At 60.6% G+C, this 3,341-nt stretch carries 3 protein-coding genes; all 3 read right to left on the bottom strand.

Features of this window, described 5'->3' with window-relative positions; translation table 11 throughout:
• Positions 1-185: 185 nt before the first annotated feature.
• Positions 186-1,790, bottom strand: coding sequence for a GMC family oxidoreductase N-terminal domain-containing protein (locus tag EN991_RS28715; protein ID WP_013530447.1), 1,605 nt, complete (start codon positions 1,788-1,790; stop codon positions 186-188).
• 95 nt (positions 1,791-1,885) lie between these two features.
• Entirely contained in the window at positions 1,886-2,689 is an 804-nt protein-coding gene (locus tag EN991_RS28720) for an ABC transporter ATP-binding protein (RefSeq protein ID WP_013530446.1), read from the bottom strand.
• Positions 2,690-2,702: 13 nt separating this feature from the next.
• On the bottom strand, positions 2,703-3,341 hold a 639-nt coding region (locus tag EN991_RS28725), incomplete at its 5' end, for an ABC transporter permease (protein WP_164769434.1).

The raw sequence follows: 3,341 nt of genomic DNA on the forward strand, positions 1-3,341 counted from the left end.
ACAACAAGCGTGTCTACTGTTTCGACTGGCATTCAGCGGCCCTTTCTGGCTCTCCCCGAGAGTTTCTGCGCATGCGGCGGAGGTCTGATCGTTGGTTTACTGGAGGGACCGGGCAGCGAAAATTACGATTTCATGTGGCAGTGGTTAGCTTGTTCCTAAATGCTGAATTGGCCGCGCGCAGACGGCTACGCCAGTATTGCCATAGCCGCCTTTTCGCCAATCATCATGGATGGCGCATTGGTGTTGCCCCCGATCAATGTCGGCATGACGGAGGCATCAGCGACGCGCAGATTGTCGAAACCGCGCACCTTGAGACCGGCGGGATCAACCACCGCCATGGCGTCGTTGCCCATCCTGGCCGTGCCAACCGGATGATAGACGGTAAGAGCCTCGGCACGCAGATAGGCGAGAATCTCGTCATCGGTGTTCACGTCGGGCCCAGGCAGGATTTCCGGTCCGCGGATGCCGCCAAAAACCGGCGAAGCCAGGATCGAACGCGCGACCTTTATGCCCTCGACGAGGGTCAGGGCATCCTGTTCGTCACTGAAGAAGCGATGGTCTATGAGCATATTGCGGCGGGTGCCGTCGCGTTGAAGCGTGATTTCGCCGACGCTCCCCGGTCTCAACACACAGGTGTGCACGGCATAGCCGTGGCCATATTCGACGAGCCGACCGCGATGGCTGCGATAGCCCGGCACGAAGTGGAACTGAATGTCGGGTATGCTCCCGGCATACTTCGTCCTGGCAAAGCCGCCGGCTTCGACATAGTTGGTCGTCAGCATGCCTTTGCGCCGGGCGAAATACTGGAACGGCGCCGCCAGCATCGCCGGAAGATTGGCAAGTGAAAGGCCGAGCGTCTTGCGGCTGTTCGATCGCACCGTGATCATGCCATCGACATGGTCGCGCAAGTTCTTACCGACGCCTGGCAGGTTCGCGACCGGTTCAATCCCCGCTGCTTTCAGCTCCCCGGCCGGGCCGACGCCGGAAGCAAGCAGAATGCGCGGCGATCCGATCGCACCCGCGCTGAGGACGACCTCCGCTCGGCACCCCAACCGTTGGGTTGCGCCTTCCCTGATCACGTTGACGCCGGTGACGCGCTCGCGTTCAATCGCCAGATCAAGAACCTCGACGCCTGACAATATCCGCAGATTCGAGCGGCCGAGAACCGGCCGGACAAAGGCGCTGTAGGCCGAGAAGCGCTCGCCTCTGTTCTGGGTCACGTTGTAGATGCCGAGGCCGAGTTGGCCACCGGCATTGAAGTCGCGGTTCTCGGGCAGGCCTACGCCTCTGCCCGCCTCAACCCACAGGCTGGATACCACGTTGGGATCGCGCGGATTGTCGACCAGCAATTCGCCGTCGAATCCGTGATAGGCGGGGCTCTGCAACAGGCAGTTCCGCTCCAATTTCTTGAAGACCGGCAGGACATCGGCATAGGACCACCCGGCGCAGCCAAGCGCTGCCCATTCATCGTAGTCTTGCGCGGCGCCACGAATATAGACCATCGAGTTGATCGAACTCGACCCGCCAAGAACCTTGCCCCGGTTGACCGGTATGCGGCGGTTGTTGAGCAGCGGCTGCGGCACGCCCTTGTAGCCGTAGTCGAAGTTCGGATTGCCGTAGAGCGAGAGAATGCCGGCCGGCACGCGCACCCTGGTGCGGTCGTCGCTGCCGCCCGCCTCGATCAGGCAGACACGAACTGCCGGGTCTGCGCTCAGCCTGTTTGCCAAGACACAGCCGGCCGAACCCGCGCCAATGACGATATAGTCAAATTCCGCCGCCTCGATGCTCATGCCTTGCCCGTTTCGTCATCCACACCGAAGACTGCCGATGTCTGTTTCATGCATGTCGTCTGCCCAAAACCGAGGTCACTTTTGAGCGACATGCATTAGTGCTCGTCGTCTTCGTCATTCTTCAGGAGCTCGAGGATCTCCCGCTTCATGGCGATGAAGTTCGGCTCCATGACCAGATCCATGCTGCGTGGACGCGGGAGGCCTACGCGGATTTCCTTCTTGATCTGACCGGGCCGGCCGGACATGACGAGCACCCTGTCCGCCAGCAGGATCGCTTCGTCGATGTCATGGGTAACGAATAGGACCGTCTTCTTGGAATGATCCCAGATCCTCAGCAAAAGCTTCTGCATGCTGTGACGGGTTTGGCTGTCGAGCGCTCCAAAAGGCTCATCCATCAGCAGCACGTCCGGATCATTGGCGAGCGCTCGCGCAATCGCAACGCGCTGCTTCATGCCGCCCGACAGCTGAGACGGGTAATGGTTGGCGAACTTTGCCAGACCGACCTCGTGGAGAAAATGCTCGACAATGACCCTGCGCTCGGCCGGCGCAATGCCCTTCCGCTTCGGGCCATATTCGACGTTCTGCGCCACCGTAAGCCAGGGAAACAGCGTATATGCCTGAAACACCATGCCGCGATCCGGGCCCGGCTCGGTAACAGGCTTGCCGCCGACTACGATCATGCCGCCGGTGCGCTCCTCAAGACCGGCGACGAGATAAAGCAGGCTCGACTTGCCGCAGCCGGATGGGCCGACGATCACACAGAATTCGTTGGGCACGACGTGAAAGGAAATGCCATCCAGCGCCAGCACCGCATTGTCACCCTTGCCGTAGCGCAGGACCACATTGTCGATGCCTATGTCGGAACTCTTTGGTTTCGTCGTAAGATTCAGGGCGTCCATGTGTGCGTGTTCCTCAATTGGCCCAGGGAGCGACGAGGCGGCGGATGCCCCGGAACAATTGGTCGGTGCAAAGACCAAGGATGCCGATCATGGCGATGGCCATGAAGATCACGTCGACCTGAAAGCCGCGCATGGCTTTGAGCGAGATGTAGCCAAGTCCGCTGCGGGCGGCGACGAGTTCGGCCACGACGAGATAGGTCCAGGCCCAGCCCATGGTGACGCGCAGCACATCCAGCACGCTCGGAAGCGTGGCCGGAAAGACGATGTGGAAGACCGTGTCGCCTCGTTTCGTGCCGAGCGTATAGGCTGCGTTGACAAGGTCGCGCTGGACGCTGCGAGCGCTGTCGGCGATCATGACGAGCTGCTGGAAGAAGACGCCGAAGACGATGACGGCAACGCGCTGCTCGATGCCGATGCCGATCCACAGGATGAAAAGCGGCACGAAGGACGTCACCGGCAGATAGCGTATGAAATTGACCAACGGTTCGAGAACGGCCTGGACGATGCGATAGGTGCCCATCGTCAATCCAAGCGGCACCGCAACGATGCTCGAAAGGACGAAGCCGATCAACACCACCTGGACGCTGGCGAAAACATGCTCCCACAACGACCCGTCAAGCGCCATGCTGATGGTGGTGGACAACACGGATTC

This window comes from Mesorhizobium sp. M7A.F.Ca.US.005.03.2.1 (assembly GCF_003997795.1).
In the GTDB taxonomy this organism is placed as follows: domain Bacteria; phylum Pseudomonadota; class Alphaproteobacteria; order Rhizobiales; family Rhizobiaceae; genus Mesorhizobium; species Mesorhizobium ciceri.

Excerpts from the sequence above, each read along its gene's own strand:
- EN991_RS28715 (WP_013530447.1), bottom strand. The coding sequence starts at position 1,790 with ATGAGCATCGAGGCGGCGGAATTTGACTATATCGTCATTGGCGCGGGT.
- EN991_RS28720 (WP_013530446.1), bottom strand. The coding sequence starts at position 2,689 with ATGGACGCCCTGAATCTTACGACGAAACCAAAGAGTTCCGACATAGGC.